The sequence below is a fragment of the Bradyrhizobium sp. 191 genome (assembly GCF_023100985.1).
In the GTDB taxonomy this organism is placed as follows: Bacteria; Pseudomonadota; Alphaproteobacteria; order Rhizobiales; family Xanthobacteraceae; genus Bradyrhizobium; species Bradyrhizobium diversitatis.
In genome coordinates this window covers 4,138,085-4,161,959 of the sequence record NZ_CP064692.1, presented here as the reverse complement: position 1 = coordinate 4,161,959, position 23,875 = coordinate 4,138,085, and the positions used below count along the sequence as shown (strand labels likewise).

The window sequence follows — 23,875 nt, the reverse complement described above, 5'->3', positions numbered from 1 at the left end:
AATGGGGGTGGGAATGTCCGGGCGTATCGCGTCGCCGTCCAAGCGTGCACTGTTTCCGGCCCTCAGGTTCCGCGCAAAGATCATTCTCGGCTTCGCCGCCGTGCTGGTGATTTCCGCCGGCAGCATGGCTTTCTCCTATTTCGGCTTCGAGCGGGTCGCCTCCGGGGTCGGGTCGTACCGCAGCAGCGTTTCCGAGGCCGATCTCGCCCGCAACATCGATCGCGAGCTGCTCGCCTATCGTTCGGCCGCACGTTATTTCGTGGTGACCGGCAAGGAAGACGACGCCAAGGCGGCGCTGGATGCTGAAGGCAGCCTGAAGAACGCCATCGACCAGGCCGTGAAGGGCGCCAAGACGCCGGCGCGGCAGGAGAGCCTCGACAAGCTCGCCAAGGAGTTCTCCAACTTCTCCGCGACCTTCGCAAAGGTACTCAAGGCCAAGCGCGACAGTGCGCTGCTGGTGCAGAACCAGCTCAGCCGCAACGCCAATCTCTTGAAATACAAGCTGGACGATATCGGCAACAACGCCTCCGACTCCGAGGCGCAGGCGATCGAGTTCGGCACGAAGCAGGTCAACGCCCAGTTCCAGACGGCGAGCGCGGCGGCGACCAATTTCGTGCTGACCTCCGACCAGTCGATCGCCACCAGCGCGCTGGCGCGGCTGAAATTCGTCGAGAACTCGCTCGGTGCGATCTATTCCATGGACGACAAGGTCGTCGCCGGCCTGAAGGATGCCAAGGCTCTGCTCGGCGCCTATCGCGAAGCGCTGGAGAAGCTGATCGCCAATGCCAAGCTGGTCGATGATCTCGTCACCGAGATGAACGGTTCCGCCGGTGCGATCCTGCAAGGAGCGACCACCATGAAGGCCGACCTCCTCGCCGAGCAGCAGCGGCTGGATTCGGAGTCGGAGGCGACCATCGGGCGGACCGAGCAGCTGGTGCTGATGCTGGCCGTTGGCGGCACGCTGCTCGGCGCGGTCCTTGCTTTTCTGCTTGGTACCGGCATCTCGCGTCCGATGATCGCGATGTGCAAGGCGATGCGCGAGCTTGCCTCGGGCAATTTCGACGTGGTGCTGCCCGGCCTCGGCCGCAAGGACGAGATCGGCGAGATGGCCGGTGCGGTCGAGGAGTTCAAGGTTCAGGCGGTCGCCAAGGCCGAGCGCGACGCTGCCGCCAGCGAAATCCAGAACCGGGAGCAGGCCGCAAGCCGCCGCGCCGAACTGATCCGCTTTGCCGATGATTTCGAGAGCGCGGTCGGCGCCATCGTCTCCAACGTCTCGGCCTCCGCCGTGCAGCTGGAATCGGCGGCCTCGACGCTGACCCGCACCGCCGAGACCACGCAGAGCCTGTCGAGCCAGGTCGCCGGCGTCTCCGAGCAGGCCTCCAGCAACATGCAGTCGGTCGCGACCGCGACGGAAGAGCTCTCGGCCTCGGTCGAGGAGATTGGCCGCCAGGTCCGCGATTCCAGCCGCATCGCCGAGGCTGCCGTGGTGCAGGCCAAGGAGACCGACGGCCGCATCGGCAAGCTGTCGCATGCCGCCCAGCAGATCGGCGAGGTGGTCAAGCTGATCACGGCGATTGCCGAGCAGACCAACCTTCTTGCGCTCAACGCCACCATCGAGGCGGCCCGCGCGGGTGAAGCCGGCCGTGGCTTCGCGGTGGTGGCGAGCGAAGTGAAATCGCTGGCAAGCCAGACCGCGAAGGCGACGGACGAGATCTCCTCGCACATCGCCGGCATGCAGGGCGCCACCGCCGAATCGGTTGCCGCGATCAAGGAGATCGGCGCGACCATCGGCCAGATCTCGTCGATCTCGACGTCGATCGCGAGCGCGGTCGAGCAGCAGGGCGCCGCCACCCAGGAGATCGCCCGCAGCGTCCAGACGGTCGCACAGGGCACGCAGACGGCCGCCACCGACATCGGCGAGGTCAACCGCGGCGCCGCCGAGACCGGCTCGGCCTCGGAAGAGGTGCTGAATTCGGCCAAGACCCTGTCGAGCGAGAGCACCCGCCTGCGCGCCGAGCTCGACCGCTTCATGGGGAATATCCGCGCAGCGTAGGTGCGCTGCTGTCGCACCGCCCTCCGCCGTCGTCCCGGACAAGCGCGCCCCCCAGGCGCGCGCCGATCCGGGACCCATACTCCCAGGGAGCAGTTGGGGCGCAGGCTGGCAACTCCGAGTCTTCGCCAAACCACTCCCTGTGGCTATGGATCCCGGATTGGCACGCGCTTTGGGCGCGCTTGTCCGGGACGACGGCGGAGATGGGCGGCGGTCAATTTGTAACGGCGCGGGAAAGCGCGCCTTAACAATTCCCCGCGTCACCTAACCGCCAGTTGCGGCGCCACAAATTTACCACAGCTTATCCTTTGCCCCGTAACGTGCAGAAGAGCCGGGAAGCGGGCTGCTTCCGGGATGCGCCTGGTTTTCCGCGAATGGAATGGGGTGGGGGAATGTCGGTCAAGTCGAAGTCGAGCAAATCGAAGCTGCCAACGCTGCGCTTTCGCGCAAAAATCATCCTCGGCTTTGTGGCGGTGCTAGCCATTCTCGCCGTCAGCATGGCGTTCGCCTATTTCGGCTTCGAGCGAATCGCAGGCGCCGTGGCGTCCTACCGCACCAGCGTATCGGAAGCCGACCTGGCGCGGACGGTCGATCGCGAGCTGGTCGCCTATCAGGGGCTGGCGCGGGCCTATACCCTGACCGGCGCGGCGGATGATGAGACCGCAGCCAAGGCCGCTGAAGGCAATCTGAAAGGCGCGATCGCCAAGTCGATGGCGGCGACGACCGGCGCCGCCCGCCGTGAGCAGGTCGGCAAGCTCGAGGCCGAGTTCCAGAACTTTACGAAAGTCTTCGGCGAGATCATCACGCTGACCCGCGAGAACAACAAGATCGCGGCCGACGAGCTCAACAGTGTCGGCAACAAGATCCGCTTCAAATTCGACGATCTCGCCGACACCGCGGCTCTGGCGGGCCTGAACTCGGTCCAGACCACGGCCAAGGACGTCACCTCGCAATATCTGGCAGTCTCCACCTCGGTCGGCGCCTTCGTGGCCAAGCCGGAGCCGAAGACCGCCGACGGCGTGATCGCCCGCATCAAGTTCCTCGAGACGCTGCTGGTCTCCATCTACGCGAATGACCAGAAGATCACGGACCGCGTCAAGGAGATCGGCGATCTCCTGAAGCAGTACCGCACCTCGTTTGCAAAGCTGAATGAGAACGTGAAGGTCATCGTCAAGCTGAACGGCGAGATGACCAAGACGGCTGCGACCATCCTCAAGCTCTCGGCCGAGCTGCGTTCGGATCTGACCGCCGACCAGCAACGCATCGAGGCGAGCGCCAATTCTACCATCGTGGAAACCGAGCAGCTGATGCTGATGCTGGCGCTGGGCGGGCTGGCCGTCGGCACCGTGCTGGCCTTGTGGCTCGGCAATGGCATCTCGCGTCCGATGATCGCGATGTGCAAGGCGATGCGCGAGCTTGCCTCGGGCAATTTCGACGTGGTGCTGCCCGGCCTCGGCCGCAAGGACGAGATCGGCGAGATGGCCGGTGCGGTCGAGGAGTTCAAGGTTCAGGCGGTCGCCAAGGCCGAGCGCGACGCTGCCGCCAGCGAAATCCAGAACCGGGAGCAGGCCGCAAGCCGCCGCGCCGAACTGATCCGCTTTGCCGATGATTTCGAGAGCGCGGTCGGCGCCATCGTCTCCAACGTCTCGGCCTCCGCCGTGCAGCTGGAATCGGCGGCCTCGACGCTGACCCGCACCGCCGAGACCACGCAGAGCCTGTCGAGCCAGGTCGCCGGCGTCTCCGAGCAGGCCTCCAGCAACATGCAGTCGGTCGCGACCGCGACGGAAGAGCTCTCGGCCTCGGTCGAGGAGATTGGCCGCCAGGTCCGCGATTCCAGCCGCATCGCCGAGGCTGCCGTGGTGCAGGCCAAGGAGACCGACGGCCGCATCGGCAAGCTGTCGCATGCCGCCCAGCAGATCGGCGAGGTGGTCAAGCTGATCACGGCGATTGCCGAGCAGACCAACCTTCTTGCGCTCAACGCCACCATCGAGGCGGCCCGCGCGGGTGAAGCCGGCCGTGGCTTCGCGGTGGTGGCGAGCGAAGTGAAATCGCTGGCAAGCCAGACCGCGAAGGCGACGGACGAGATCTCCTCGCACATCGCCGGCATGCAGGGCGCCACCGCCGAATCGGTTGCCGCGATCAAGGAGATCGGCGCGACCATCGGCCAGATCTCGTCGATCTCGACGTCGATCGCGAGCGCGGTCGAGCAGCAGGGCGCCGCCACCCAGGAGATCGCCCGCAGCGTCCAGACGGTCGCACAGGGCACGCAGACGGCCGCCACCGACATCGGCGAGGTCAACCGCGGCGCCGCCGAGACCGGCTCGGCCTCGGAAGAGGTGCTGAATTCGGCCAAGACCCTGTCGAGCGAGAGCACCCGCCTGCGCGCCGAGCTCGACCGCTTCATGGGGAATATCCGCGCAGCGTAGGTGCGCTGCTGTCGCACCGCCCTCCGCCGTCGTCCCGGACAAGCGCGCCCCCCAGGCGCGCGCCGATCCGGGACCCATACTCCCAGGGAGCAGTTGGGGCGCAGGCTGGCAACTCCGAGTCTTCGCCAAACCACTCCCTGTGGCTATGGATCCCGGATTGGCACGCGCTTTGGGCGCGCTTGTCCGGGACGACGGCGGAGTTAAGAAGCGCGTGAGTCTTATTCTCTCCCGAAGGCTCGCTTCAGCTCCACCTTCGCGCGCTCCAGTCGCGTGCGCTGCGTCTTCGGCAGCGTCCTGCCGGCGCGGTTGATGTAGAAGGTCAGCATCGACAGCGCCGAGCGATAGGCGCCGGTCTTGCGACGCGAGCTGTGCTCCGCCGAGCGCTTCAGGGAGGCTGCGATCTTCCGGGGATCCCTAAGCTTGAACACTCCGCGCTTGAGATCGAGCGCGTCGCTCTCCTGTGTCACCCGTTGCGACCAGCGCTTCGGTGCTGCACGGCGATTTGACCTCTTGCGCGTCGTGCTCGCCTTGCGACGCGCGGTGTTGCGCGCGCCTGTCTTCCTTGAATGTGTCGTCTTTCTGACGTGAGCCATGCGTCAACTCCTTGCGGCTCCATTGGAAACGAGCGGTGCCAACGGGCGTTCCCATGGGAACCTGGCCTCGCCGCAGGCGTTGTCGCAGGTGGCAGGCGAATTGCCGCACCCCGATGATCGGATCGACCCGTCCACATCACGTGAGAGGGGTCCTTTCCATTGATCAGACGCAACAACCCGATGGAATTGCAGCAAAGCCCAGCGCTGAACTATGCACCCGTAGTCCCGGCGGCGACCGCGACGGACCGTATCGTCGAGACCAGCATTCCCTCGCGGCTGGACGCGCTGCCGTGGAGCGGCTTCCACACCCGCGTCGTGCTCGCGCTGGGCATCACCTGGATTCTCGACGGGCTCGAGGTGACCCTGGCCGGTGCGCTCTCGGGGGCGCTGAAGCAGAGTCCCTCGCTGCAGTTCTCCAATCTCGATCTCGGCATCGCCAACTCCGCCTATCTGGCGGGCGCCGTGCTGGGTGCGCTCGGCTTCGGCTGGCTCACCGACCGCATCGGCCGCAAGAAGCTGTTCTTCATCACGCTTGCGCTCTATCTCTCGGCAACGGCCGCGACCGCTCTGTCGTGGGATGTCGCGAGCTACGCGCTGTTTCGTTTCCTCACGGGCGCCGGCATCGGCGGCGAGTACACCGCGATCAATTCGACCATCCAGGAATTGGTGCCGGCGCGCTATCGCGGCTGGACCGATCTCGTCATCAACGGCAGTTTCTGGATCGGCGCCGCGATGGGTGCGGTGGCGGCCATCGTGCTGCTCGATCCTGCCGTGATCGATCCCGAGCTCGGCTGGCGCCTGGCCTTTCTCATAGGCGCGATCCTCGGCCTCGTCGTGCTGTTGATGCGAATGTGGATCCCGGAAAGTCCGCGCTGGCTGATGATCCATGGCCGTCCCGACGAGGCCCATGCCATCGTCGACGGGATCGAGCGCTCGGTGATCGGGCATGATCAGGACCTGACGGACGGGCGCTTCACGAAGATACGCCTGAGGATGCGCGATCACACGCCGATCAGCGAGGTCGTTCATACGTTGTTCTCGGCCTATCGCCAGCGCGCGGTGGTCGGCCTCGTGCTGATGAGCGCCCAGGCGTTCTTCTACAACGCCATCTTCTTCACCTTCGCGCTGGTGCTGACCGATTTCTACGGCATCAGTGCCGATCACGTCGGCTGGTACCTGCTGCCCTTCGCTGCCGGCAATTTCCTCGGCCCCCTGCTGCTCGGCCGTCTGTTCGATACGCTCGGCCGCCGCACCATGATCATGTTCACCTACGGCGCATCGGGCGTGCTGCTGGCGCTATCGGGCTATCTGTTCTCGATCGGTGTGCTGAGCGCGCAAGGGCAGACCGTGGCCTGGATGGTGATCTTCTTCTTTGCCTCGCCCGCGGCGAGCGCGGCCTATCTTACCGTCAGCGAGACGTTTCCGTTGGAGGTTCGCGCGCTGGCGATCGCGGTGTTCTACGCCGTCGGTACCGGCATCGGCGGCGTGATCGGGCCGGCGCTGTTCGGCGCGCTGATCGACACGGGATCACGCAACAGCGTGTTCGCCGGCTATTTGCTGGGGGCAGTCCTGATGATCGCGGCTGCGATCGTGGCGTGGCGCTACGCCGTCTCCGCGGAGCGCAAATCGCTCGAACAAATCGCGCGGCCGCTCGCATTTATGGAGTAGACTGATGAAATCTGAACTTGCGGAGATTGCGTTGGACCAGAACCGCACCATGCTGGATGACGATGCGCCCGAAGCGGTGCCGGTGCCGCATGCGCTTGTGCCGCATCTCGATGAGATCGCGATCTTGCTCGACATCGACGGCACGTTGCTCGACCTGATGCCGACACCGCGCGAGGTGTGGGTGCCGCCGGGCCTGTCGGAAACGCTGGGCCGGCTGACCGAGTGCACGTCCGGGGCGCTGGCGCTGGTCAGCGGCCGCTCACTCAACGACATCGACCTGATCTTCGCGCCGGACGTGTTCCGCGCCGTTGCCGGCCACGGTGCGGAGATGCGGCTGTCGGTGGACAACGAAGCGGATGCTGTGCATGCGCCGCCGCTTGACAAGGAGCTGAAGCGGCGCCTGGCGGCCATCGCCAAGCTCAGCCCCGGCATTCTGCTCGAGGACAAGGGCTACTCGCTCGCGCTGCATTACCGCCTGGCGCCGCATGCGGAGAAGGCGATCTACGAATCCGTCTCGTTGATCCGCGCCGACCTGCCCAATGCACCGATTGAGGTGCTGCCCGGAAAGTTCGTCTGCGAGATCAAGCATTCCGGCTTCACCAAGGCGAGCGGCGTGCGCGAATTGATGAAGCACGAGCCGTTCAGGGGACGGCGCCCGTTGTTCATCGGAGATGACGTCACCGACGAGACGGTATTCGCGATCATGCCAGACATGGACGGGCTCGCCTTCTCCGTCGGCCGCCGCGCCATGGGCGTGAATGGCCATTTCGATGCGCCGGCCGACGTGCGCGCGTTCCTTGCGCGCCTGCTCGATCCGAGGTGAAACGAAGGCAGCGCCACCGCGCAGACACAAAGCGCTGAGTGCAGTGCCGCTGCGCGCCGCGTTACATGCTGCGCAACACGACCGGAAAGCCGTCTTTGCGGCGAAATCCCAGGGTTCCGCAAGCGAAACCAGTTCCAACGCGCGCGCCTGATTTTGGTTTCAATTGGTTGAAACGATGATCAGGAACCATATTGATGAACGGCAGTTAAACGGGGTGGAATGAACAGGAGGGGACGACCTGTGAACTTAGTTGTCGTTTCAAATCGCGTCGCGCGCGGCAAACCCAATGAGCCCATGACGGGCGGCCTTGCGGCGGCACTGCTTCCCGTGGTGGAACATTCCGGTGCGATCTGGGTCGGTTCCTCCGGCCGTGTGCGTGATGGCCATCAGAAGGAACCCTTCGCCGAGATCGAGGCGCTTGGGACGGGCGCGATTGCGACGCTAGACCTGCCGGCGGCCCATTATGGCGGCTACTACGAAGGCTTTGCCAATTCTGCACTGTGGCCGGCGCTGCATTCGCGCAGCGATCTGATCCGCGTCTCGCGAGAGGATTATGTCAGCTATCGCGAGGTCAACGCCTTCATGGCGCGCGCGCTGCTGCGCTTCAGAAAAGCCAAGACCGCGTTCTGGGTGCAGGACTATCATTTCCTCGCGCTCGGCGCCGAGCTGCGCGACCTCGGCGTCGATGATCCCATCGGCTTCTTCCTGCATACGCCGTGGCCCGTCGCCGCGGTGGTGCAAGGCGTGCCCAACCATCGCGAGCTGATCACGGCGATGCTGGCCTACGATCTGCTCGGCTTCCAGACCGAGGAGGATCGCCAGAACTTTCTCGGTTATGTCGGCGGTGAGCTCGGCCTCGCCATCGAAGGCGGCGTTGCGATCTCGCAACATGGGCGTACGCGTTGTGAAGTCTTTCCGATCGGAATCGATGCGGAGAAGTTTGCGCAGTACGCTGCGAAATCGGCCTCGCACCCCGATGTGTCGCGGTTGCGGCGCAGCCTCAACGGCGAGCGTCTGGCGATCGGCGTCGACCGGCTCGACTATTCGAAGGGGCTCGTCAACCGCATCAGCGCGTTCGACCGGCTCTGGACCGAGCAGCCGCAGTTTGCGCGCAGCATCTCGCTGCTCCAGATCGCGAACCCCTCGCGCGGCGGCATCGAGGCTTATGGCACTCTCCAGAACGACGTCGCGCGCCTCGTGACCGACGTCAACGGCCGTCATGGCGAGGTCGACTGGACGCCGATCCGCTATCTGAACAAGGGCTTCAGCCAGGCCGTGCTCGCGGGCCTCTACCGCACGGCGCAGATCGGCGTGGTGACGCCGCTGCACGACGGCATGAACCTCGTCGCCAAGGAATACGTCGCCGCGCAAAACCCGGCCGATCCCGGCGTGCTGGTGCTGTCGAAATTCGCGGGCGCCGCCAACGAGCTGGACACCGCACTGCTGGTCAATCCGCACGACATCGACGGTATGGCGCGTGCGATCGCGGTCGCGGCCTCCATGCCGCTCACCGAGCGCAAGATGCGCTGGGACGCAATGATGAAGAAGCTGCGCGGCCACACCATCCAGCAATGGTCCGCCGATTTCGTCGCTGAGCTCGAGAAGTGCCGGACGGAGAAGGTGGCGGTCGCGCCGCTCGCAGCCCAGCCGCCGCAGGCACTGCGCTGGCTGAAGTCGGCGATATCAGGCGTGCGGTTGATTTAAGATCTTCGCAGGCTCTGTCCACGCCGTGATGGCCGGCCATGTCCCGGCCATCACGTCTCGCCAGGCGGATCCGAGAACTTGGATGCCCGGGAGGAGCCTCGGGCATGACGGCCCAGGCGAATGGCGCGAACCTCAATAACAATACGACACGCCCTCCAGAATTGCGCATTGCCGCTTGTTCGGCGCGTTGGGATCGTCCAGCGGCATCACGCCCTTGCCCTGGCCGACGAATACGCCTGACCCGACATGGACCGAGCTCTTGTTGCCAATGACGACGCTCTGATGCGGCGTCGAGCTCGAGCGCGTTCCGTCCGGCCAGAGGATGGCATCGCCCGAAAGCACCCCGCGCCGACCATCGTCACAGCTGACGTCGACGCCTTGCCGGGTGCAGACCTGCGCGGCGGCGGGCACGGCGAAGCCGATGGCCGAAATCAGGCCAAGGGCGGCGATGGTCCTGCAGATGGTCATGGCGTCCCCGGTCGTGTTTGGCGGCTTACTGTGAATCGTCGCGCCAAACCCGCCTGCGGTTCAGCCAACAGGCGGGTCAAGGCACGTCTGGCGTCAGATATTGTCCCGTAAATACAATGAGTTGCGGAAAAATCGCCGGATATCCCCGCGATCCCTTGCAAAATCGTTGGCGCCCCTTCAAGAGAGGGCGCTCCGGAGAGATGGCCGAGTGGCTTAAGGCGCACGCTTGGAAAGCGTGTGTGCGGGAAACCGTACCGTGGGTTCGAATCCCACTCTCTCCGCCAGCCTTCGCAAACGAAGTTTGCGCAAGGCTGGCGTGCCGAAGCCCGCAGGGCGAAGGCGGAGTCGTTGCCGTTTGCTTCGGCTCGGCAAGCCGGCCGGAATCAAACTTCTCCTGCGCTCTCCGCCGCCACCTCACCCCACCAATCTCCACCTTCCGTCACTCGCCCGTTTCAACGCCGGATCGCCCACCCGCACGTGCTCGGCGAGAAAATCGATGAACGCGCGCACGCGCGCGGGCAGTGGCGCGGTGTGGCCGACATAGACGGCGTGGATGTCTTCGCGGTCGCCGGGATTGTAGCCTTGCAGCACCGGGACGAGGCGGCCGGATTCGATGTCGGGGCCGATGTGGAAGAGGGCGAGGCGGGCAAGTCCGACGCCGCCCAGCGCAAGGCGGCGGGCGGCTTCGCCGTCGCTGGCGCGCGCGACCGGCGTGGGCACCGCCTCCTCGGTGTGATCCCCGCGCCTGAACGGCCAACCGCGGATGCTGCGCGGAAAAGTCCAGCCGATGCCGCGGTGATCGGCAAGGTCCGCCGGCGTTTTCGGCGTGCCGCAACGGGCGAGGTAGGCCGGCGCGCCGACCACGACCATGCGGCTGCTGCCGAGCTTTCGCGCGACGAGACGCGAGGCCCGCAGCGGGCCGACGCGGATGGCGACGTCGGCGCGCTCCTGCATCAGGTCAATCAGCGTGTCGGTGAGCACGAGATCGAGCGTGACGTCGGGATGCCGTTCCAGGAAGCGCGGGACCAACGGCACCACATGCAGCATGCCGAAGGGAATGTTGCAGTTGACCGTGAGGCGGCCGCGCGGCGCCGCGCCTGAGGCGGCCTCGCGCTCGGCCTCCTCCATTTCGGCGAGGATGCGCAACGAGCGCTGGTAGAAGGCCCGGCCCTCCTCGGTCAGCGTCAGCTTGCGCGTGGTGCGGTTGACGAGTCGCGCGCCGAGCCGCGCCTCCAGCCGCGACATCAGTTTGCTGACGCCCGACGGCGTCAGGCGCAGCTTTCGCGCGGCCTGGGTGAAGCCGCCGAGATCGACGACGCGAACGAAAACCTCCATCTCGGCGAAGCGGTTGGTGTCGAAACGGGCCATGTTGAATTCACGTCACAAATGATTGGATTGCCGACATTCTAATGGTTTTGCGGCCATGCGGCTATCTGCGGGACTTCGTCTCATCCATCGGAGCCATGCATGCCTCCCGCCGTCCTCGCGCTCACCGCTGGTGCCTTCGGCATCGGCACCACCGAATTCATCATCATGGGTCTCTTGCTCCAGGTCGCCGCCGACATGCATGTTTCCGTGCCGGTCGCCGGCCTGCTGATATCGGGCTATGCGCTCGGTGTGTTCGTCGGCGCGCCGGTGCTGACGCTGGCGACGCGGCGGATGCCACGGAAAACAGTGCTGCTCGCGCTGATGGCGATCTTCACGCTGGGCAATGCGGCTTGCGCGCTGGCCCCGAATTACGAACTGCTGATGGCTGCGCGCGTGCTGACCTCGCTCGCCCACGGCACGTTCTTCGGTGTCGGCTCGGTCGTGGCCACCAGCCTCGTCGCCGAGGACAAGCGTGCCTCCGCGATCGCCACCATGTTCATCGGCCTGACGGTCGCCACGCTCCTGGGCGTGCCCTTCGGCGCGTGGTTCGGCCTGATGCTCGGCTGGCGCGCCGCGTTCTGGGCCGTGACGGTCATCGGCGTGATCGCGTTCGCAGTGGTCGCCGCGCTCGTGCCTGGCCATGTCGGCAATGGCGACAAGCCGATCTCGCTTACCGAAGAAGTGGCCGTGCTCGGCCGTCCGCAGGTGCTGCTCGGCCTCGCCATGACCGTGTTCGGCTTCGCTGGCCTGTTCGTCGTCTTCACCTATATCCAGCCGATCCTGACGCGTTTTACCGGTTTCTCGGAGGCTGCCGTCTCGCCGATCCTGCTGGTGTTCGGCGTCGGGCTTGCGATCGGCAACGTTGCCGGCGGCAAGCTTGCGGACCGCGGCCTGGCACGGGCCTTGACCGGCACGCTTGCTGCGCTTGCGATCGTGCTGCTCGGGCTGGCAGCCGTGCTATCGATCAAGATCCTCTCCATCGCGTTGATCCTGCTGCTCGGCATCGCCGCCTTCGCAACCGTCGCCCCGCTCCAGCTTCGTGTGCTGGAGGCAGCCGGCCCCAGCGGCCGCACGCTCGCCTCCAGCCTCAACATCGCCGCGTTCAATCTCGGCAACGCGCTCGGCGCCTGGGCCGGCGGCGTCACTATCGATCGCGGATTCGGGCTTCCCGCGCTGCCGCTGGTCGCGGCCGGCATCACAGCGATCGGCCTCGCGCTGGCGCTGTGGAGCCTTCGGCTCGATCGCGCGTCGGTCGCCGCCGCGGCGTGTCCGGCGGAATAGTGGAGGAAACCCGTCATGGAATACCGCAATCTCGGTGCCTCCGGACTCAGGGTCCCCGTCCTCAGCTTCGGGACCGGCACGTTCGGCGGGCAGGGTCCCCTGTTCTCGGCCTGGGGCCGCAGCGATGCGGACGAGGCGCGCAGGCTGATCGACATCTGCCTCGATGCCGGCGTCAACCTGTTCGACAGCGCCGACGTCTATTCGGACGGCGCGTCCGAGGAGATCCTCGGCGCTGCGATCAGGGGCCGGCGTGACAAGGTGCTGATCTCCACCAAGATGAGCCTGCCGACGGGCGAGGGGCCGCACGATGCAGGCTCGTCGCGGCAGCGGCTCCTGACCTCGGTCGACGCGGCGCTGCGCCGGCTTGCCACGGACCACATCGACCTGCTCCAGCTCCACGCTTTCGACGCCTTCACCCCGATCGAGGAGGTGCTGTCGACACTCGACATGCTCGTGCGCGCGGGCAAGCTGCGCTATGTCGGCGTCTCCAATTTCGCCGGCTGGCAGCTAATGAAGTCGCTCGCCATTGCGGACCGGCATGGCTGGCCGCGCTATGTCGCGCATCAGGTCTACTACTCGCTGCTCGGCCGCGACTACGAGTGGGAGCTGATGCCGCTCGCGCGCGACCAGGGGGTGGGTGCGCTGGTCTGGAGTCCGCTCGGCTGGGGCCGCCTTACCGGAAAGATCCGGCGCGGCCAGCCGCTGCCGCCGAACAGCCGCCTGCACGCGACCGCACAGTTCGGTCCGCCGGTGCGCGAGGAGATGCTCTACGCCGTCGTCGACGTGCTGGACGCGATCGCGATGGAGACCGGCCGCACCGTGCCGCAGGTCGCGATCGCCTGGCTGCTGAGCCGCCCCACGATCGCCTCCGTCATCATCGGCGCTCGCGACGAAGCGCAGCTGCGCGACAATCTCGGTGCAGTAGGCTGGTCGCTGAGCGCGGATCAGGTCAAGCGTCTCGACGAGGCCAGCGCGGTGATGCCGCCCTATCCCTACTATCCCTATCGCATCCAGCAGGGTTTTGCCCGGCTGAATCCGCCGGCTGTTTAGGCCAGGGGACGCAGGCAATTCGTCGCATCGGTGTACCGTCGCAATGCGCCATGCAGAAACGCGGCTGTACACGCCTCATCCTCGTCCGTAACCTCCGCCGCACAGTTTCAGGAGATGCGACGTGGCGAAGAAAACGGCAACCAAGAAGAAAAGTACTTCCAGGAAAGCGGCAACGAAGACGAGCAAGAAGGCATCGAGCAAGAAGACCTCAGCCCGAAAGGGCGTCGCTGCGAAAACGATCAAGCCCGCCAAGAAGGTCGCCGCGCGCAAATCAGCCACCGCGCGCCGGCCCAGGGGACCGGCCTGGCAATGGTCCGCGGTCGATACCGCGGCCGCGATCCGCTCCGGCGCAATCTCCGCGGTCGAGGTCGTGGAAACGCATCTCGAGCGGATGCGCACCGTCAATCCGGGGCTCAATGCCGTTGTCGTGGATCTCTCGGAAGAAGCGCTCGCAGCCGCGCACGCCGCCGACAAGCAGCGCGCCAAGGGCGGTGAGCTCGGCCTCCTGCACGGTGTGCCCATCACCATCAAGGAGAATGTCGACTATGAAGGCCGGCCCAACTTCAACGGCGTTCCCGCCAACAAGGATCTCATCGCGCCATCGGATGCGCCTGTTGTCCGCAACCTCAGGAAGGCCGGCGCCATCGTTCTTGGTCTCACCAACACTCCGGAATTCTCCTTCCGCGGCTTCACCGACAATCCCCTGCACGGGCTGACGCTGAACCCCTGGGATCCCGATATCACCTGTGGCGGCTCCTCGGGCGGTGCGGGTTCGGCGGTCGCGGCAGGCATCGGCACCATCGCCCATGGCAACGACATCGGCGGTTCGCTGCGTTGGCCGGCGCATTGCAACGGCGTCGCCACCATCAAGCCGACGCAGGGCCGCATCCCCGCCTTCAACGGAAGCGCAACGGCGGAGCGGCCGATGCTGGCGCATCTGATGTCGGCGCAGGGTCCGCTCGCCCGCCACGTCGCCGACGTCCGCCTCGCGCTGGAGGCGATGAGCCAGCGCGATCCGCGCGACCCCTGGTGGGTGCCGGCACCGCTGATCGGACCCAAGCCGAAGGGGCCGATCAAGGTCGCGCTGGCGAAGATCCCCGAGGACATGGACGTCGATCCCTCCGTCGCCGCGGCGCTTCGCCAGGCCGCCGACCATCTCGAGCGTTCCGGCTATCGCGTCAGCGAGGTCGAGGTGCCCGACATCAACGGTGTCTGGCAGACCTGGTGCGACATCATCACCAACGAGACCGTGGTGATGCAGGAGGCCGGCATGCTGAAGGTCACGTCGGAGGATTTCCACAAGGCCTGGGGCGGCATGAAGGCCGAGGCCAACGTGCTCGATCTCAAGGCCTGGATGCAGGCGACTGCAGCACGCAGCAGCCACATCCGCGCCTGGCAATTGTTCTTCGAGGAGTATCCGGTTGTGCTGGCGCCGACCACGGTGAAGCCGACGCCGGGCCCGCGCGACGACACCGTCAGCGCCGAGCGCGTGTGCGAGATCTTCTGGGGCGAGATCCGCTTCATCTCCGCCATCAACGTGCTGGGTCTGCCCGGCGCGGTGGTGCCGGTGGCGCTGCATGACGGCAAGCCGATCGGCGTGCAGCTCATCGCCGGCCGTTACCGCGAGGACCTCGCACTCGATGCCGCCGCCGCGATCGAGACGCGTGCCGGCGTGCTGACGCGCCAGCTCTGGGAGAGGATGGGTTAGGGCGATAGCCTTATCCCTATCCCCTTGCGGAAGAGGGGGCTCGCGGACAGCGTCTCGGCAGCCGGAGCTCTGCGGCGCTGAAGAGCCAGATCGAGACAGTCGCTTATGTCGGATTAACGGCGTTCACCGCTGATGGACGGGTATTCTATCCCAAGATCACGCGAGCCAGTTCCGACGGGTTTTCGACAGCCGAGAAGTGGCCTGTCTTCTTGAGCGTCACCATCCGCGAAGCGGGAATCAGCGACCTTGTGCGTTCGCGCTCATCGTGCCGAGACCAGTCGCTGTCGCCATAGACGAGCGTCGCGGGCGCCGAGATCTGCTGATAGTAGTCGCGTGCCTTGCTCCAGGAGCGCCAACCAGCCAGCACCTTCCGCGCCGCTCGCTTGTATCCGGGGCGGCGGGCGACTTCACCGAATTCGGCGAGCAGATCGGCCGGCAGTTTGCGCGGGTCGTGATATCCGCCGCCCATGATCTTGCCGAGGACGAGCTTGTTTTCGAGCCAAGCATTGATGGCGCCGAGCACCGGGATCTGCAGGCTTCCGATGATGAAATTCGCGAACCAGTTGCCGCGCCGAATGCCGTCGCCGTAACGGGTGTCGTAGTCGTAGGGATTGATCGCAACGACCCGCTTCACCCGCTGCGGAAGCGACGCTGCAACTGTAAGGGCCAGTGTTCCGCCGATCGATTCACCAACGAGCGTCACGTCCGAGAGGTCTAGCTCTTCGATGAAGCGTATCACGCCCCGTCTGAAGTAGGGTTCATCGAAGCTTGCGCTTGGGTCGATTGCCGAGTGTCCGTGACCGGGAAGGTCAATGGCGTACACTGTGTGTGATCTCGCGAGGATGGGCGCAAGAGCACGAAAGTATTCCAGCTGGGTCCGGATCGTATGCAAGAGGAGCAGCGGAGGCCCGCTGCCAGTCTCTTGAAAACGTACGCTTAACTTGTCCGATATCTCCAACAAACTGGGTTTGGCTTCGGCGATGCTGAGCATTGGACTGTCTCCGTGCTTCGGGGGGCGTTCAAGCGGCTGCGGCAGCGCGAACCTGTTCGGCCGCTGCATCCAGAATGGCCTGAGCCAGCTCAGGGTCATTGACCACGCGCGATAGCGTCACCGCGCCGACCATCGTCGCGAGAATGGCCATGGCCTTGCTGCGGGAGGCCTCGTCGCGAGTTCCGGCGAGAAAGCGGTCGAGCACGTCGAGATGCGCTTTGATTCCTGCTTCGAATTCCGCCTTCACCTCAGGGCCCTGTCGAGCGGCATCCGAGCCAAGCGCCACGATCGGGCAGCCGTCCATCTTCTCTCCGCGATGGTCTCCACTGAGGTAGAACCCAATCACTGCGCCGAGTGGATCGTCGGGATGGGTCGCGGCCGCGTCTGACCATCGGCCGGATGCGCTTTCCAATGCGCGCCTGGACGCCTCCACCGCCAGATCCTCTTTTGATGCGAACTGCTTGTAGAAGGCGCCTTGGGTTAGCCCGGCCCCCTTCATCAGATCTTTGAGGCCGATGCCATCAAAGCCGCGCTCCCTGAAGAGGCGACTGGCCACATTGATCACGGTTTGGCGGTTCTCGGCCGCCTGGGTGCGACTCACTCGCATCGCGGATCTCCATTTGGATTTCGTCCAACCTCTATAGTCAATATAGAGTTCAATCGCAATCTATAAATCCGCGCAGCTAGATTTTGAGCGCAGCGCGACGAGAACCCGTGCTCTGGGGATCACGCTCCCGTGATCATCTCAGAATTTAGATTGCGAACGAAATCTAAATTCCATATAGAGGTCGCTTGAAATCTAAATTTCAAAAGGAGACGGTCATGAAAAGGGGTGTTGCGGTGCTCGCCGGTATTTTGATCCCGGCGGGGGTGGCGACCTTCGTTGCTCTTGCGATTCCCGCCCATGAAGCCTCTGCGGTCATCGACCCCAGGCAAGAGCCCCCTATGGTCCGCCTGGTGACGCCCACTCGCGTCAGCGGATCTGAACGTGGTTTCACGGGGACCGTCGGCGCCCGCGTGGAAAGCAATCTCGGTTTCCGCGTTGCCGGGAAGATCGTCGAACGACTCGTGAATGTCGGTGAGCAGGTCAAATCCGGCCAGCCGCTGATGCGGATCGACGAAACCGACCTGCGCCTGGCGGTCACAGCGAAGCGCAACGCCGTCGCCGCTGCGCGTGCGGTTGTCGTTCAGACCGACGCCGACGAGCGGCGCTACGCCAATCTGGTGAACGACGGATGGACGTCAAAGCAACGCTACGAGCAGGCGAAGGCCGCATCGGACACCGCCAAGGCGCAGCTCGCGGCAGCCGAAGCCGAAGCAGGAGTCGCCGAGAACCAGGCGACCTATTCCGTGCTGGTGGCGGACGCTGACGGAACGGTCACCCAAACGCTTGGTGAGCCCGGCCAAGTCGTCGCCGCCGGCCAGGCGGTGGTTCGGCTGGCCCAGTCCGGTCCTCGCGAAGCTGTGGTGGCGCTTCCCGAAACGACCCGGCCGGCGATCGGATCGCTCGCCGAGGCGAGCCTGTATGGGAGCGATGGGCGCCGCTTTACCGCGCATCTGCGCCAGTTGTCGGATTCCGCCGATCCCCAGACCCGCACCTATGAGGCCCGATACGTGCTCGATGGTGACGCCGCGGCGGCGCCGCTTGGCGCGACGGTCACCATTCGGCTTGCAAGCCAGGATCATCGGCCGGAAGTCCAGGTGCCGCTGGGAGCCGTGCTCGATGACGGCAGAACGACCGGCGTTTGGGTCTTCGACAGCGCGAACTCAACCGTGCGCTTGCAACCCGTCAAGCTTCTGCGCGTGACCAGCGAAACGGCTGTTATCTCCGGATCGAAGTCCGGTGACCAGATTGTCTCCCTCGGCGCTCATCTTCTGCACGAGGGCGCTCGCGTCAGGACCGCGTCGGAAACCAGGAGTAACTGATGAGCTTCAACCTCTCCGCCCTCGCCGTTCGCGAACGGGCCGTCACCCTGTTCTTCATCCTCCTGCTGGCAGCTGCGGGCGCCTACGCCTTCTTCATGCTTGGGCGGGCCGAGGATCCGTCCTTCACCATCAAGACCCTGACGGTGACGACGGTTTGGCCGGGCGCGACCGCGCGCGAGATGCAGGACCAGGTCGCCGAACCGCTGGAGAAGCGGCTTCAGGAGCTGACCTGGTACGACCGGGTGGAGACGACGACGCGGCCCGGTTATGCCTACATGACCGTGACGCTGAAGGACAGCACGCCGCCGTCGAGCGTGCAGGAGGAGTTCTATCAGGCCCGCAAGAAGCTCGGAGACGAAGCGCGCAAGCTGCCCTCTGGCGTGCTCGGCCCCTTCGTCAACGACGAATATTCTGACGTGAGCTTCGCGCTTTATGCGCTCAAGGCCAAGGGCATGCCGATGCGCGAACTCGCAAGGCAAGCCGAGACCATCCGTCAGGACCTCCTGCACGTGCCCGGCGTCAAGAAGATCAACATCCTCGGTGAGCGTCCCGAACAGATCTTCGTCGAATTTTCCTATGCCAAGCTGGCAACGCTCGGCGTATCGGCAACGGATATCGTTGCCGCCTTGCAGCGGCAGAATACCGTCACGCCGGCAGGCTCGATCGACACCAAGGGACCGCAGGTCTTCATCCGGGTCGACGGCGCCTATGACAGCGTCGAGGCGATCGCCGACACGCCGATCGTCGCTGCCGGGCGGACGCTGAAGCTGTCCGACATTGCCGAGGTCCGCCGCGGCTACGAGGATCCACCCACCTACATCATCAGGCACCAGGGCGAGCCCACCATCATGCTCGCAGCGGTGATGCAGGAGGGCTGGAATGGTCTGGCGCTCGGCAAGGCGCTGGAGGAGAGGTCCGCAGCGATCGCTGGGACGCTGCCGCTCGGAATGAGCCTGGCCAAGGTCAGCGACCAGGCCGTCAACATCACCTCGGCGGTCGACGAATTCATGATGAAGTTCGCGATGGCGCTCGGCGTGGTGCTGCTGGTGAGCCTTCTCAGCCTCGGCTGGCGCGTCGGCATCGTCGTGGCGGCTGCCGTGCCTTTGACGCTCGCCGTCGTGTTCCTGATCATGCTGGAGACCGGCCGGTTCTTCGACCGCATCACGCTCGGTGCTTTGATCCTGGCGCTCGGTCTCCTCGTCGACGACGCCATCATCGCCATCGAGGTGATGGTGGTGAAGATGGAAGAGGGCATGGACCGCATCAGCGCGGCAGCTTACGCGTGGAGCCACACCGCGGCGCCGATGCTGTCCGGAACGCTCGTGACGATCGCAGGCTTCCTGCCGGTGGGCTTCGCCCGCTCGACCGCCGGCGAATATGCCGGCAACATCTTCTGGGTCGTGGGCTTCGCCCTCATCGTCTCATGGATCGTCGCGGTGATCTTCACGCCCTATCTTGGCGTCAAGATGCTGCCCGCGATCAAGCCGGTCGAAGGCGGTCACCACGCGATTTACGGCACGCCCAACTATCAGCGCCTGCGTAGCCTCATCACCCTCGCCGTGCGCCACAAGTTCCTGACCTCCAGCATCGTCGCCGTCGCCTTCGCGCTTTCCGTCGTCGGCATGGGCGGAGTCAAGCAGCAGTTCTTCCCGACATCCGACCGCCCGGAAGTGCTGGTGGAGGTCCGTCTGCCGGAAGGCGCCAGCATCGAGACGACCACGGCCACCGTCGAGAAGCTCGAGGGTTGGCTGCACGATCAACCCGAGGCCAAAATCATTACCAGCTATGTCGGTCAGGGTGCGCCGCGCTTCTTCTTCGCGATGGCGCCGGAGCTGCCCGATCCGGCCTTCGCAAAGATCGTCGTCCTGACGCCTGACGCAGAGGCGCGGGAGGCTTTGAAGCACCGGCTCCGGCAGACCGTGTCACAGGGCCTGGCACCCGAGGCCAATGTGCGCGTCACCCAACTCGTGTTCGGACCTTATACGCCCTTCCCGGTGGAGTTCCGGATCATGGGGCCGGATCCCGCTCAATTGTATGCCATCTCTCAGAAGGCTCTCGAAGTCATGCGTGGCGTTCATGACGCGCGGCAGGCAAATCGGGATTGGGGCGATCGCACGCCAGTGCTCCGCTTCATCCCAGATCAGGATCGGCTGAACCTGATCGGCCTTTCGCCGGCCGAGGTGGGCCGCCAGCTCCAATTCCTGCTCACTGGCATTGCCGTGACCCAGGTTCGCGAGGACATCCGCAATGTCCCCATCGTGGCGCGCAGCGCCGGCGGCGAGCGGCTGGATCCATCGCGTCTGGCGGATTTCTCATTGATGAGCAGGGACGGCCGCTCGATTCCGCTCGACCAGGTCGGTCATTCGGAAATCCGACTCGAAGAGCCGATCATGAAGCGCCGCGATCGCACGCCGGTCGTCACCATTCGCTCTGATATCAATGAGGCGACCCAACCTCCGGAGGTCTCCAAGGAGATCAAGACGGCCCTGCAGCCGCTGATCGCCTCCCTTCCGGCCGGCTATCGTATCGAGCTCGGCGGATCGATCGAGGAAGCTACCAAGGCCAACGACGCGCTGGCGACGATCTTCCCCGCCATGATTGCCGCGATGCTGATCGTCGTCATGCTACAGGTGCGGTCCTTCTCGACGATGGCGATGGTCGTGCTAACCGGACCGCTCGGCCTCGTCGGCGTCGTGCCGGCACTGCTCCTCTTCAACCAGCCGTTCGGGTTCAACGCGATCCTGGGCCTGATCGGACTGGCGGGCATTCTAATGCGCAACACTCTGATTCTGACCGAACAGATCAAGGAGAACCTCGCCGCCGGACTTGACGACTATCACGCTGTCATCGAAGCCACAGTCCAACGCACCAGGCCCGTGATCCTCACGGCGCTTGCTGCGGTGCTTGCCTTCATCCCGCTCACGCACTCCGTCTTTTGGGGATCGATGGCCTACACGTTGATCGGCGGCACCGCGGTCGGAACGGTGCTGATCCTGCTGTTCCTCCCAGCGCTCTATGCAGCGTGGTTCCGGATCAAGCCGACCGCAGATGATATGCATGAGGCTTCACGCGAGAAGCCGGAATTGCAAGCGGCATTGGCTGCCGAGTAAGGCTCCGTTGATCCCATGGAGGATCGTCCGGTCCGAACGGGAAAAGGACAAGGCCCGCGCCCACATCCGGGAAGTGGCGGAAGTACGCTTTCGCTGGGGATCACCACAGGGCGTCGGTAGCCGACATCGCCGCCGCTAATTGATTAATCCAATTTAACTCGAACTTTAGCCAATTTGCCAACGGCGGTTAAGGTTACTTCCTCGATCTCTAGGCGATTATTGTCCGCTTTACCACCCGCCTCTAACACGAGGACGGCGGACAACGCACATGCCTCATTCTAGGCCAATAAGTGCGGCCCGCTCCACGCGGAGGTGGTACGATGCGCAACGAGACGATCGCTGTTCACGCCGGTTACGAGCCCGAGGCCACGACGCATGCGGTGGCCGTGCCGATCTACCAGACCGCGGCCTACGCATTCGACAGCGCCGATCACGGCGCCGCCCTGTTCAATCTCGAGACCGAAGGTTTTCGCTACAGCCGCATCGCCAATCCGACCAGTGCGGTGCTGGAGAAGCGTATCGCCCAACTTGAAGGCGGCGTCGGCGCGCTTGCGGTCGCGACCGGGCAGGCTGCGCTGCATTTCGCCTTCGTCAACGTCGCCGATCACGGCGGCAACATCGTTTCCGTGCCGCAGCTTTACGGCACCACGCACACGCTGCTCTCCCACATCCTGCCGCGCCAAGGCATCACCGGCCGCTTCGCCGAGAGCGACAGGCCTGAGGCGATCGAGAAGCTGATCGACGAGAACACCCGGGCCGTCTTTGCCGAGACCATCGGCAACCCCGCCGGCAACGTCTGCGACATCGAGGCGCTGGCGAAGATCGCGCATGCGCATGGCGTGCCGCTGATCGTCGACAACACTGTCGCAACCCCGATCCTGCTCAAGCCGTTCGACTACGGCGCGGACATCGCGGTGCATTCGCTCACCAAGTTCCTGGGCGGTCACGGCACCACGCTCGGCGGCGCCATCGTCGATTCTGGCAACTTTCCCTGGGCCAAATACGCCGAGCGCTTCCCGGCCTACAACAAGCCGGATGCCTCCTATCACGGCCTCGTCTATGCCGAGCGCTTCGGCCGTACCGCCTTTATCGAGCGCGCGCGCAGCGTTTATCAGCGCACCATGGGCTCGGTGCTGTCGCCGTTCAACGCCTTCCTGCTGCTCCAGGGCATCGAGACCGTCGCGCTGCGCATGGAGCGCCATGTCGAGAATGCGCGCAAGGTCGCCGAATTCCTCCGCGGCGATCCGCGCGTCGCCTGGGTCAATTACACCGGTTTTCCGGACAGCCCCTATTACCCGCTGGTGCAGAAGTACCTGAACGGCAACGCCTCCTCGCTGTTCACCTTCGGTATCAAGGGCGGCATGGAGGCCGGCAAGACCTTCTATGACGCGCTGAAGCTGATCACGCGGCTCGTCAATATCGGCGACGCCAAGTCACTGGCCTGCCATCCGGCCTCGACCACCCATCGGCAGATGTCGGCGGAGCAGCAGCGCGTTGCCGGCGTGCTGCCGGAGACCATCCGCTTGTCGATCGGCATCGAGCATGTGTCTGATATCATCGAGGATATCGACCAGGCGCTGGAAAAAGCCTGCCCGTCGGCGCGGCTCGAGGCCGCGGAGTAGGCGGCGTCGACCATGACGATCCTGATCGACAGGGATCAAGTCGTATCGAGCCCGGCCCTGGTGCCGGGCGAGGGCGATCTCGTGCGCGATCATGCCGGCGCCGACCTCACGATCGGGCTGATCAACAACATGCCGGACCCGGCGCTGAAGGCGACCGAGCGGCAGTTCATGAAGCTGCTCCAGGCCGCCGCGGGCCCGCACCGCATCCGCTTCCACTGCTTCTCGCTTCCCAGCGTGAAGCGGTCGCCCGAAGCGAAGTGGCATGTCGAGAGCGAGTATTCCGACCTTTCCGATCTCGAGCGCGGCAAGTTCGACGGACTGATCGTGACCGGCGCAGAACCGATCGCGCCCGAGCTCGACCAGGAGCCATACTGGCAGGACCTCACGAACCTCATCGACTGGGCCAAGACCAACACGCGTTCGACGATCTGGTCGTGCCTTGCCGCGCATGCCGCGGTGCTGCACCTCGACGGCATTGAACGGCGGCGGCTGCCGGCCAAATGTCACGGCATTTTCGATTGCGACGTCGTGACGCGCGATGGGTTGACCCGTGCTGCGCCTGCGCCGCTCAAGGTCTCGCATTCACGTCTGAACGAGATCGCCGAGAGCGACCTCGTGCAGGCCGGCTATCAGGTGCTGACACGCTCGGCTCAAGCCGGCGTCGACGTCTTCGTCCGCCAATATGCCAGCCGCTTCGTGTTCTTCCAGGGCCACCCGGAATATGACGCGCTGTCGCTCCAGCGCGAATATCTGCGCGACATTGGCCGCTATCTCGCGCGGGAGCGCGAGACCTACCCGCGCCTGCCGGTGAGCTATTTTGACGCAGCGACCGAAGAGAAGCTGGCTCGCTTCGAGAAGAAGGCGGCGCATCAGCGCCATCCGGCACTCGCCAACGAGCTGCCTGGGCTGAACTTGCGCGCCGATATCGGCGCTGGCTACGCGGCGGCAATGCTATTCCGCAACTGGTTGCGCTATCTCGGCGCGGACGCCGACGCATCGGTAGCGGCGCGCTAGTCCAAGCGGCATTGGTCTCACGTTAGGATTACCCAGGCGTTAGGCTTGCCTCAGCCTGCGCACGAATGTTTCA

At 65.0% G+C, this 23,875-nt stretch carries 17 protein-coding genes and 1 tRNA gene; 13 read left to right on the top strand and 5 right to left on the bottom strand.

All coding sequences use genetic code 11. The features are described from left to right. The first annotated feature begins 13 nt into the window (after positions 1 to 13). Both IVB23_RS19345 and IVB23_RS19340 read left to right on the top strand, forming a co-directional pair. On the top strand, positions 14 to 2,053 hold the full coding sequence (locus IVB23_RS19345; protein WP_247799706.1) for a HAMP domain-containing methyl-accepting chemotaxis protein: 2,040 nt from the start codon (positions 14 to 16) through the stop codon (positions 2,051 to 2,053). A 389-nt stretch (positions 2,054 to 2,442) separates the two neighbouring features. Further along, positions 2,443 to 4,476, top strand: coding sequence for a HAMP domain-containing methyl-accepting chemotaxis protein (locus IVB23_RS19340; protein WP_247799705.1), 2,034 nt, complete (start codon positions 2,443 to 2,445; stop codon positions 4,474 to 4,476). Between the two features lie 218 nt (positions 4,477 to 4,694). Here the strand turns inward: IVB23_RS19340 and IVB23_RS19335 are convergent, their stop codons facing one another. Beyond that, positions 4,695 to 5,069, bottom strand: a complete 375-nt coding sequence (locus IVB23_RS19335) for a DUF3175 domain-containing protein (RefSeq protein ID WP_247799704.1) — start codon at positions 5,067 to 5,069, stop codon at positions 4,695 to 4,697. Positions 5,070 to 5,249: 180 nt separating this feature from the next. On the opposite strand from IVB23_RS19335, the gene IVB23_RS19330 reads away from it, so the two are divergent. The 3 genes from IVB23_RS19330 to IVB23_RS19320 all read left to right on the top strand — a co-directional run bounded on the left by IVB23_RS19330 (position 5,250) and on the right by IVB23_RS19320 (position 9,264). Beyond that, the gene (locus IVB23_RS19330) at positions 5,250 to 6,737 is read left to right on the top strand and encodes an MFS transporter (RefSeq protein WP_197968616.1); all 1,488 of its coding nucleotides are present in this window, start codon (positions 5,250 to 5,252) and stop codon (positions 6,735 to 6,737) included. 4 nt (positions 6,738 to 6,741) lie between these two features. Then, the gene (gene otsB / locus IVB23_RS19325; RefSeq protein ID WP_061882690.1) at positions 6,742 to 7,560 is read left to right on the top strand and encodes a trehalose-phosphatase; all 819 of its coding nucleotides are present in this window, start codon (positions 6,742 to 6,744) and stop codon (positions 7,558 to 7,560) included. A 240-nt stretch (positions 7,561 to 7,800) separates the two neighbouring features. Further along, positions 7,801 to 9,264 (top strand): trehalose-6-phosphate synthase, encoded by a 1,464-nt coding sequence (locus tag IVB23_RS19320; RefSeq protein ID WP_247804718.1) that lies wholly within the window; start codon positions 7,801 to 7,803, stop codon positions 9,262 to 9,264. A gap of 132 nt (positions 9,265 to 9,396) precedes the next feature. On the opposite strand, the gene IVB23_RS19315 is transcribed toward IVB23_RS19320, so the two are convergent. Then, complete coding sequence (locus tag IVB23_RS19315) at positions 9,397 to 9,732, bottom strand: hypothetical protein (protein ID WP_061882688.1); 336 nt, start codon at positions 9,730 to 9,732, stop codon at positions 9,397 to 9,399. Positions 9,733 to 9,926: 194 nt separating this feature from the next. On the opposite strand from IVB23_RS19315, the gene IVB23_RS19310 reads away from it, so the two are divergent. Next, a tRNA-Ser gene (locus IVB23_RS19310) sits at positions 9,927 to 10,016 on the top strand. Between the two features lie 130 nt (positions 10,017 to 10,146). Here IVB23_RS19310 and IVB23_RS19305 read toward each other — a convergent pair. Next, a complete protein-coding gene (locus tag IVB23_RS19305) occupies positions 10,147 to 11,100 on the bottom strand; it encodes a LysR family transcriptional regulator (protein WP_061882687.1) in 954 nt (317 codons plus the stop codon). Positions 11,101 to 11,199: 99 nt separating this feature from the next. Here IVB23_RS19305 and IVB23_RS19300 point away from each other — a divergent pair, with 99 nt between their 5' ends. The 3 genes from IVB23_RS19300 (at position 11,200) to IVB23_RS19290 (ending at position 15,139) form a co-directional block, all read left to right on the top strand. Next, positions 11,200 to 12,381, top strand: a complete 1,182-nt coding sequence (locus IVB23_RS19300; protein WP_061882686.1) for an MFS transporter — start codon at positions 11,200 to 11,202, stop codon at positions 12,379 to 12,381. 15 nt (positions 12,382 to 12,396) lie between these two features. Continuing rightward, positions 12,397 to 13,431 carry an aldo/keto reductase gene (locus IVB23_RS19295; RefSeq protein ID WP_247804717.1) on the top strand — a complete coding sequence of 345 codons (1,035 nt, stop codon included), beginning with the start codon at positions 12,397 to 12,399 and terminating at the stop codon, positions 13,429 to 13,431. A gap of 121 nt (positions 13,432 to 13,552) precedes the next feature. Next, a complete protein-coding gene (locus IVB23_RS19290; RefSeq protein ID WP_247804715.1) occupies positions 13,553 to 15,139 on the top strand; it encodes an amidase family protein in 1,587 nt (528 codons plus the stop codon). A gap of 145 nt (positions 15,140 to 15,284) precedes the next feature. On the opposite strand, the gene IVB23_RS19285 is transcribed toward IVB23_RS19290, so the two are convergent. Both IVB23_RS19285 and IVB23_RS19280 read right to left on the bottom strand, forming a co-directional pair. Beyond that, on the bottom strand, positions 15,285 to 16,130 hold the full coding sequence (locus tag IVB23_RS19285) for an alpha/beta hydrolase (protein ID WP_197968608.1): 846 nt from the start codon (positions 16,128 to 16,130) through the stop codon (positions 15,285 to 15,287). Between the two features lie 28 nt (positions 16,131 to 16,158). Then, complete coding sequence (locus tag IVB23_RS19280; protein ID WP_197968607.1) at positions 16,159 to 16,737, bottom strand: TetR/AcrR family transcriptional regulator; 579 nt, start codon at positions 16,735 to 16,737, stop codon at positions 16,159 to 16,161. Between the two features lie 215 nt (positions 16,738 to 16,952). On the opposite strand from IVB23_RS19280, the gene IVB23_RS19275 reads away from it, so the two are divergent. From IVB23_RS19275 to IVB23_RS19260, 4 genes are all read left to right on the top strand, one after another. Further along, a complete protein-coding gene (locus IVB23_RS19275) occupies positions 16,953 to 18,056 on the top strand; it encodes an efflux RND transporter periplasmic adaptor subunit (RefSeq protein ID WP_197968606.1) in 1,104 nt (367 codons plus the stop codon). After that, positions 18,056 to 21,166: an efflux RND transporter permease subunit gene (locus IVB23_RS19270; RefSeq protein ID WP_247804713.1), complete on the top strand. Its 3,111-nt coding sequence runs from the start codon at positions 18,056 to 18,058 to the stop codon at positions 21,164 to 21,166. Before IVB23_RS19275 ends, IVB23_RS19270 begins: the two co-directional genes overlap by 1 nt. Before the next feature lie 320 nt (positions 21,167 to 21,486). Next, a complete protein-coding gene (locus tag IVB23_RS19265) occupies positions 21,487 to 22,788 on the top strand; it encodes an O-acetylhomoserine aminocarboxypropyltransferase/cysteine synthase family protein (RefSeq protein WP_247804711.1) in 1,302 nt (433 codons plus the stop codon). A 12-nt stretch (positions 22,789 to 22,800) separates the two neighbouring features. After that, a complete protein-coding gene (locus tag IVB23_RS19260; RefSeq protein ID WP_247804710.1) occupies positions 22,801 to 23,802 on the top strand; it encodes a homoserine O-succinyltransferase in 1,002 nt (333 codons plus the stop codon). Positions 23,803 to 23,875 lie beyond the last annotated feature (73 nt).

What these genes read in the sequence shown, in the direction of transcription:
- IVB23_RS19345 (WP_247799706.1), top strand. Translation starts at nt 14, where the DNA reads ATGTCCGGGCGTATCGCGTCGCCGTCCAAGCGTGCACTGTTTCCGGCC.
- IVB23_RS19340 (WP_247799705.1), top strand. Translation starts at nt 2,443, where the DNA reads ATGTCGGTCAAGTCGAAGTCGAGCAAATCGAAGCTGCCAACGCTGCGC.
- IVB23_RS19335 (WP_247799704.1), bottom strand. Translation starts at nt 5,069, where the DNA reads ATGGCTCACGTCAGAAAGACGACACATTCAAGGAAGACAGGCGCGCGC.
- IVB23_RS19330 (WP_197968616.1), top strand. Translation starts at nt 5,250, where the DNA reads ATGGAATTGCAGCAAAGCCCAGCGCTGAACTATGCACCCGTAGTCCCG.
- otsB (WP_061882690.1), top strand. Translation starts at nt 6,742, where the DNA reads ATGAAATCTGAACTTGCGGAGATTGCGTTGGACCAGAACCGCACCATG.
- IVB23_RS19315 (WP_061882688.1), bottom strand. Translation starts at nt 9,732, where the DNA reads ATGACCATCTGCAGGACCATCGCCGCCCTTGGCCTGATTTCGGCCATC.
- IVB23_RS19305 (WP_061882687.1), bottom strand. Translation starts at nt 11,100, where the DNA reads ATGGCCCGTTTCGACACCAACCGCTTCGCCGAGATGGAGGTTTTCGTT.
- IVB23_RS19300 (WP_061882686.1), top strand. Translation starts at nt 11,200, where the DNA reads ATGCCTCCCGCCGTCCTCGCGCTCACCGCTGGTGCCTTCGGCATCGGC.
- IVB23_RS19295 (WP_247804717.1), top strand. Translation starts at nt 12,397, where the DNA reads ATGGAATACCGCAATCTCGGTGCCTCCGGACTCAGGGTCCCCGTCCTC.
- IVB23_RS19285 (WP_197968608.1), bottom strand. Translation starts at nt 16,130, where the DNA reads ATGCTCAGCATCGCCGAAGCCAAACCCAGTTTGTTGGAGATATCGGAC.
- IVB23_RS19280 (WP_197968607.1), bottom strand. Translation starts at nt 16,737, where the DNA reads ATGCGAGTGAGTCGCACCCAGGCGGCCGAGAACCGCCAAACCGTGATC.
- IVB23_RS19275 (WP_197968606.1), top strand. Translation starts at nt 16,953, where the DNA reads ATGAAAAGGGGTGTTGCGGTGCTCGCCGGTATTTTGATCCCGGCGGGG.
- IVB23_RS19270 (WP_247804713.1), top strand. Translation starts at nt 18,056, where the DNA reads ATGAGCTTCAACCTCTCCGCCCTCGCCGTTCGCGAACGGGCCGTCACC.
- IVB23_RS19265 (WP_247804711.1), top strand. Translation starts at nt 21,487, where the DNA reads ATGCGCAACGAGACGATCGCTGTTCACGCCGGTTACGAGCCCGAGGCC.
- IVB23_RS19260 (WP_247804710.1), top strand. Translation starts at nt 22,801, where the DNA reads ATGACGATCCTGATCGACAGGGATCAAGTCGTATCGAGCCCGGCCCTG.